At 41.1% G+C, this 7723-nt stretch carries 6 protein-coding genes; 4 read left to right on the top strand and 2 right to left on the bottom strand.

All coding sequences use genetic code 11. From position 1 onward, the window contains the following. Positions 1-432 precede the first annotated feature (432 nt). Complete coding sequence (locus tag ACZFYI_RS12090; protein ID WP_462524387.1) at positions 433-1866, top strand: DASH family cryptochrome; 1434 nt, start codon at positions 433-435, stop codon at positions 1864-1866. Positions 1867-1882: 16 nt separating this feature from the next. Here ACZFYI_RS12090 and ACZFYI_RS12095 read toward each other — a convergent pair whose 3' ends face one another. Together ACZFYI_RS12095 and dxs are read right to left on the bottom strand one after the other, a co-directional pair. Beyond that, entirely contained in the window at positions 1883-2644 is a 762-nt protein-coding gene (locus ACZFYI_RS12095) for an alpha/beta fold hydrolase (RefSeq protein ID WP_462524388.1), read from the bottom strand. Between the two features lie 63 nt (positions 2645-2707). Then, complete coding sequence (gene dxs / locus ACZFYI_RS12100) at positions 2708-4624, bottom strand: 1-deoxy-D-xylulose-5-phosphate synthase (protein ID WP_462524389.1); 1917 nt, start codon at positions 4622-4624, stop codon at positions 2708-2710. Positions 4625-4808: 184 nt separating this feature from the next. Between dxs and ACZFYI_RS12105 the strand changes: the two genes are divergently transcribed. The 3 genes from ACZFYI_RS12105 to ACZFYI_RS12115 all read left to right on the top strand — a co-directional run. Beyond that, positions 4809-5558, top strand: a complete 750-nt coding sequence (locus ACZFYI_RS12105) for a segregation and condensation protein A (RefSeq protein WP_462524390.1) — start codon at positions 4809-4811, stop codon at positions 5556-5558. A 3-nt stretch (positions 5559-5561) separates the two neighbouring features. Next, positions 5562-6617, top strand: a complete 1056-nt coding sequence (locus tag ACZFYI_RS12110; protein ID WP_462524391.1) for a lysylphosphatidylglycerol synthase transmembrane domain-containing protein — start codon at positions 5562-5564, stop codon at positions 6615-6617. 23 nt (positions 6618-6640) lie between these two features. After that, positions 6641-7723: Mur ligase family protein (locus ACZFYI_RS12115; RefSeq protein ID WP_462524392.1), on the top strand; the 1083-nt coding region annotated here is incomplete at its 3' end.

Below are 7723 nucleotides of genomic sequence, written 5' to 3' on the forward strand. Positions count from 1 at the left end.
GCATAAGTATCACCCATGAACCCATCATTTTCGCATACATGCCCTGCTTTTTCATTTATCCACAATTTTAAAATCCTATTCCCATTATTCGAGAAAAATAGAAATTTTACTTTTAAGGTACACAAAAACCTTTTGAATACCATATTCACCCTACACCTGAATGGAATATAAATACGATAAGATGAAAGTAAGCTTCCAGTCAATCTAAGGGACCCAATATTTTAAGGAAAACAATCAGAACAGAAATGGTAATAAGCAAAAGCTTATTCCTAGCTGCCAAACAGTTTTCCAGAAAAAATCGGGCTGAACTCATCCTTTCTAAATTTTAATTGGGGGATTAATGATTAACAAGAGAAAATTTAATAACTGCTACAGCGAGAATATACAGGATTTAGCCAAACACTTTAATTCCACAGGGTGTTTGAAAAACAAATGAAATACAATAGAGTAATAGTTTGGTTTAAAAATGATTTAAGGTTGCATGATCATGCAACCTTATCTAATGCCTGCAAAGAATCTTTCGAAGTCATTCCGGTGTATTGTTTTGACCCAAGGCAATTTGAAAGGGTGGATTTGGGAATACAAAAAACAGGGGCTTTCAGGGCCAAATTCCTGATAGAGGCTGTGGATAACTTAAGAAGCAACCTGATTGCATTAGGAGGAAACCTCATCATCCGAATGGGTATCCCTGAATCCGTGATCCCTGAACTTGCAGAGAAATTTCAGGCTGAAGCAATATATTTTTCAGAGGAGGTGACGCAGGAAGAAAAAAAAGTAGAGAAAAATCTGGAAAGTACAGTTTGGAAAAAAGGTATCCAGACCAACACTTTTTGGCAAAGCACCTTGTACCATATCGAGGACCTGCCCTTTCCAGTCAATCAGACGCCGGAAGTTTTTACCAAATTCAGAAAAGAGTGCGAGAAATTCAGCCAAGTCAGAAAGTCCATTGAGAAGCCCGAAAAGATCAATTTTCCGGAAATCAGTATTGAGTTGGGGGAAATTCCTGAGTTATCCACATTTGGATTGAGTGAACCCTCAGTTGCCAAAAAGGGTGTTCTGCCATTTATTGGAGGGGAAGATGCTGCGATTCAACGGCTCCAGTCCTACTTTTGGGAAAATGACTGCCTGAAGACCTATAAAGAAACCCGAAACGGATTATTGGGCCCCGATTACAGCAGTAAATTCTCTGCTTGGTTGGCTTTGGGATGCGTATCTCCGAGGTACATCTATGAAGAAGTACAGCAATATGAGAAAGAAAGGAAAAAGAATGATTCCACCTATTGGATGGTGTTTGAATTGATCTGGAGAGATTACTTCAGGTTTATATCCAAAAAACACGGCAACAAAATATTTCTTCCTGAGGGCATAAAAAACCATGTGGACAACTGGCGGAAAGATGCAAAATTATTTTGGGATTGGGCTGAGGGAAAGACAGGGATACCTTTTGTTGATGCCAACATGCGAGAACTCAATGCCACCGGTTTTATGTCTAACAGAGGCCGACAAAATGTCGCTTCCTTTCTTGTCAATGACTTGGGCATTGATTGGCGTTGGGGAGCCATGTATTTCGAGAGCCAATTAATTGACTATGACGTTTGTTCAAATTGGGGAAATTGGATGTATATCGCGGGTGTTGGAAATGACCCAAGGGAAAACAGGTATTTCAATATCCTGAAACAAGCCAATAATTATGACAAAAATGGGGACTTCATTAGGAATTGGATTCCCGAATTGGCCAAGATTCCGGGATATGATATCCACCAACCCAATACACTTTCAAAAAAAGAATTAAAAGGCTACGGCGTCTTCTTGGGAAGTAATTATCCGCATCCTTTGGTGGATTTCGCCGATAAGGAAAAGGGCTGACATTTAAAAAATGAAATTAGCCTACTTTAGCTAGGAAAACCTTGAGGATTTCTAAGGTGGCTTGCTCAGACTCAAACATCCCCATGTGACCAACATCTTGAAGCTCAAAGTAATCGTCTGTATAGGCTTGATGCATCCTGCTTCCTTCTATTTTGACAGCTCCGTCCAATACCCCTGCAATCATCAACTTTTTCCCTTTGAAGTTTTTCCAGATTTCCATCCGGTCTTTTCTGTCCCGCATGGCTACCAAAAAGGCGAGTACTCCTTTCTTAGCACTTTTCTTTCCAAGGATGGTTAATTCCTCAATATTCCTTTGGTTTGTAATCCGGTGTTGTTCGCTAAAAAGTGGGGGAACGAATGAATCAATAAACTTATCCACACCATGTTTTTTGATGAAAATAATGGTTTTGGTTCGGGTCTTCTTTTTTTCGGCATCATCCGGAAAAGCCGTTGAATGGAACAATCCAATTGCCCTTAAGCCACTTCCCATCAATTCGGCCAACGCCAAGGTAACATATCCCCCCAAAGAATGACCGACGACTATGGGATTGTGAATGTCATTGTCTTCCATCCATTCCTGAAGCATTACGGCAACTTCTTCTAATGTTATGTTATCCTGATGCAAAGGACTTTCACCAAAACCGGGCAGGTCAATACAATAAACAGTATGCGTTTTGGCCAATTCCTTCGAAAAAGTTATCCACATTTCTTTTGATTCACAGAATCCGTGGATAAGAATGAGGGCTTGGCCGGAACCTTCCGAAATAAACTTTATCATCAGCTCTAAAATACAAAATCCCAGCTTATAGCTAGGATTGAATTTATCTTAAAATTACTCAAGTTACTTCTCCACAACAGATTCAGCCATTTGCTTGACTGCATTTGCAATGCCTTCGGGATCAAAGCCACATTCTCTGTGGAGTTCAATCTGCTCGCCATGTTCAATAATGGCATCAGGAATACCTAATCTTCTCACAGTTGCAGAATATCCATTATCCACCATCCATTCCAAAACTGCGGAGCCAAATCCTCCCATTAAGCAGCCATCCTCTACAGTCACTACTTTTTTGAATTTGCCGAAGACTTCGTGTAACAATGCCTCATCAAGAGGTTTGACAAACCTCATGTCGTAATGCGCCGGATTGTAACCTTCTTTTTCAAGCGTTTCACAGGCAGTCACAGCATAATTGCCGATATGTCCTATCGTCAATATGGCTACATCCTCCCCTTCTTTCACAATCCTTCCCTGTCCGATTGGGATTTCCCTCATCGGAGTTTTCCAATCAACCATGACACCTTGTCCTCTTGGGTACCTGATAGAAAAGGGACCTTCAAATTTGGTCGCTGTAAACATCAGGTTTCTTAATTCTTCTTCATTCATGGGCGAGGATACAACCAAATTTGGTATACACCTAAAAAACGCCATGTCATAAGCCCCGTGGTGAGTTGGTCCATCTGCACCTGCAAATCCTGCCCTGTCCAAGCAAAAAACAACTTGAAGATTTTGCAGACATACATCATGGACCACCTGATCATAGGCACGCTGCATAAATGAGCTGTAAATATTACAGAACGGAATCAATCCCTGAGTGGCCAATCCTGCCGAGAAGGTCACGGCATGCTGCTCTGCAATCCCGACATCAAATGCCCTGTCAGGCATTTCTTCCATCATGATATTCAATGAGGAACCGGAAGGCATTGCAGGGGTTACCCCCATTATCTTGTCATTTTCTTTTGCCAATTCGACAATCGTACGGCCAAATACATCTTGGTATTTTGGCGCTTGGGGTTTCGAAGGGATTTTTTTGTAAATCTCACCGGTCACTTTGTCAAAAAGTCCAGGGGCATGCCAAGTGGTTTTGTTGCCGGTTTCAGCAGGGGCATATCCTTTGCCTTTTACAGTCACACAATGCAAAATCTTAGGGCCCGGAATATCTCGCATGTCGGCGAGGATTTCTACCAAATGGTGGACATCATGGCCATCGACAGGCCCGAAATACCTGAGGTTAAGGGATTCAAAAAGGTTGCTTTGCTTCAAAACCGCAGATTTGATCGCGCCTTCCACTTTGGACACGATTTCCTGTGCCGAAGCACCAAACATGGAAATCTTTCCCAATAGGTTCCAAACTTCGTCTTTTACTTTATTGTAGGTATGGGAAGTGGTAATATCTGTGAGATAATCCTTAAGGGCTCCCACGTTGGGATCGATCGACATGCAATTGTCATTGAGGATGATGAGCATGTTTGTATCAGATACACCCGCATGGTTCATTGCCTCAAAAGCCATCCCCCCGGTCATGGAACCGTCTCCGATGACCGCCACATGTTGTTTTTTGAAATCACCCTTGTATTTTGATGCCACGGCCATCCCCAAAGCAGCAGAGATGGAAGTACTGGAGTGTCCGACACCGAAGGTATCATATTCGCTTTCTTTCCTTTTTGGGAAACCCGAAAGGCCTCCGTAAAGTCTGTTGGTATGGAACTGTTCTTTTCTTCCTGTCAAAATCTTATGTCCGTATGCTTGGTGTCCCACATCCCAAACAAGCTGATCCTCAGGAGTATTGAGGACATAATGCAAGGCAACCGTCAACTCCACCACACCAAGACTTGCACCAAAATGCCCTCCATAAACAGAAACATTATCTACAATGAACTGTCTGAGTTCATCGCAGATTTGTACCAATTGGTCATTAGAAAGTTTTTTGAGATCGGTGGGTGAATCGATCTTTGCAAGCAATTTTCCTGGTTTTATGATCATCAGCAATACGGTTCTTAATAAAGGTAATTAACATTTCGAATCCCGAATTGTTTTTTCGAATTTTCTTCGAATATTATCAGGATTGGTAAAGGGTCTTTTTAAGGGCCAAATGAATAAATTACCATTATTTGGATATCTTTGAACAAGATTGAAGTGCAAAATTAAGAAAATAAAATAGTTTACAGTGAGTTTTGAAATCAAATTACCACTTTTCGAAGGACCATTCGATTTGATGCTGTTTTTCATCGAACGGGATGAGCTGGATATTTATGATATTCCGATTTCAAAAATCACCCTGGATTTTCTTGAATATATCCATCATCTGGAAAAAATGGAAATCGAAGTGGCAAGTGATTTCATCTTGTTTGCTGCCACCTTGATGAAAATAAAATCCAAAATGTTGATTCCCCGTCCTGAATTGGATGAAAATGGGGAAGAAATAGATCCAAGGGAAGAATTGATCCGGCACTTATTGGAATACAAAAAATACAAATCAGTCATACTCGAACTCGCAAATCTGGAGGAGACTAGACTCGCGAAAGTGCAGAGAGGCAATATCTTATCAGAACTCAATCAACTAGCCAAAGCTGATGATGTCGATGCCGAAATGCAGGACCTTGACCTTTACAAGTTACTAAAAGTATACCAAAAGGTAATGTCCAAATACAGTGCAAGAACAGATGAGACAAAACATACCGTCATTCAGTATCCCTATACCATTGAGCAACAAAAGGATTTTGTGTTGGAAAAGATGTTATTGAAAGACCGGGTGCCATTTACTGAATTTATCAGCTATAAGCCTGAAAAAATCTTTGTGATTTACACATTTCTGGCAATTTTGGAATTATTACAATTATCTATGGTTACAATTACGATAGGTGAAGGGTTCAACAATTTTTGGGTAGAAAAGCAGGAAACGGTTCCTTCGGCGTAGTGTATGAAACTAGATAATAAGCAGATTTTTGCAACCCTCAATCCGAATAAGGTATGGTTTCCGGTGCTAATCGGTCTGGGGATTGTCTTTTTGATGTTTTATCTCGACCCCAACATCAACGCACAGACATTAAAGGGAGTGTTTGATGGATCGATCTGGTGGATTCTATTGGCCATTGTTGTCATTTTGTTTCGGGATTTGGGTTACATCTACAGAATCAGGGCTGTTACAGACCAACAACTCACTTGGGGCCGTGCGCTTTATGTTATCATTCTTTGGGAATTTGCCTCTGCGGTGACTCCTTCGGTAGTAGGAGGTTCAGCGGTAGCCATTTTTATTTTGAATAAGGAGGGAATCAAACTTGGAAAAGCCATCGCCTATGTCATGGTAACGGCCATTTTGGATAATTTATTCTTTGTCATCGGTGCGCCAATCATTTTATATTTTGCGCAGGGAAATATTTTTCCGGCGAGCAGAATGATGGAAATGAGGCTAGGGAGAAGTTTGGAGGTTTTATTTTGGGTAAGTTATGCCCTTTATGCCTCTTATTCTTTGGTCATGGCATTGGCCCTTTTCTATAAACCCCGGGTTTTCAAATGGGTATTGTTAAAGATCTATTCCATTAGATGGCTTAAAAAATGGAAACATTCGGCAAATGAATTTAGCAATCAGATTATAGAAGCATCTAAAGAGCTCATCGGAAAAAATTACAAATACTGGCTTCCGATTGTAGGCGCGACTATTTTTATATGGAGCTCGAGATACCTTATGCTCAATGCCTTGATCGGCGCCTATGAATCATTGAGTATTTCGGAGCATGTGGTGATTTTTGCAAGACAGGTGATCATGTGGATTGTGATGATGATCTCCCCAACTCCTGGAAGCAGTGGTACCGCAGAGTTTTTCTTCGGACAGTTCTTTGCAGAATTCCTGAATGGCTACACATTTGTAACGAGTATTCTTTGGAGGATGCTCTCTTACTATCCTTATTTGATACTTGGAGCGATCTTCCTCCCGAGGTGGATCAAACAGGTGTTTTTCAAAAAGAAAGAAGAATAACGCCAAATCCTTAATTTTATCCTATGATCCAATCTCTCACGGCACATCAGATATGTGAATTGGTGGAAGGAGAAATGGTTTCCCATGCTAATTCCGGGCTTGTGAGTTGGATTTCCATTGACTCCAGAAATATCCTTGAACCATCAAAAACCCTTTTTGTGGCTCTTAAAGGGGCGAAATTTGATGGACATGATTTTATCAAAACTCTCAATGAAGAGGGAGTAAAGTTTTTTTTGTTACAAAAGGGATACCACATCTCTGCATCTTTGGCAGCGAACAGCACCTTCATCACTGTGGATAACCCACATCGGGCATTGCAACAAATAGCCGCTTATGAGCGGTCTTTATTTACCGGACCACTGGTAGGCATTACAGGAAGCAACGGGAAAACCATTGTCAAAGAATGGCTTGGGCAGGTTTTGGGACAGCAATATGCTGTGGCAAAAAGTCCAAAAAGCTATAACAGTCAGGTAGGCGTCCCTCTTTCTGTTTTTGGAATTGAGCAAAACCATCAGGTTGCCATTATGGAGGCGGGTATTTCCAGACCCGGAGAAATGGTGAAACTTGAAGCTATCCTCAAGCCTGAGATTGGAATTTTTACCAATATCGGAACTGCACACGAGGAGGGTTTTGAATCCCAAGATCAAAAATTGGCTGAAAAAGCATTACTTTTTGAAAACAGCAAGTTTATCATCTACAGGAAAGAACATACAAAAATCCATGAATACCTTTCTTCAAAATTTGAAAAGGAAAAGTTAATCAGCTGGTCAGATACTGCAGGTTCAGATTATACCTTGTCTGTCAAAAAAGAATCAGACCGCTCCAAAATCCTGCTGATGAAGCCGGATTTGAGTGTTTTTACTTTTTCGGTACCATTTTCGGATCAAGCATCTTTAGAAAATATACGGCATGTAATGGTAGCTGCTCTTTCTTTGGGCCTTAACGCAAGCCTGATCCAAGAGGGTCTCAACCACCTCAAAGCCGTGGAGATGAGACTTACACTCAAGCCTGGAATCAATGACTGCCTGATTATAGATGATACCTATAACAATGACTTGGCAGGTTTGAGATTATCCATGGATTTTATGGCGGCACAAAGGCCCAAG

It is taken from the genome of Aquiflexum sp., from assembly GCF_977115555.1.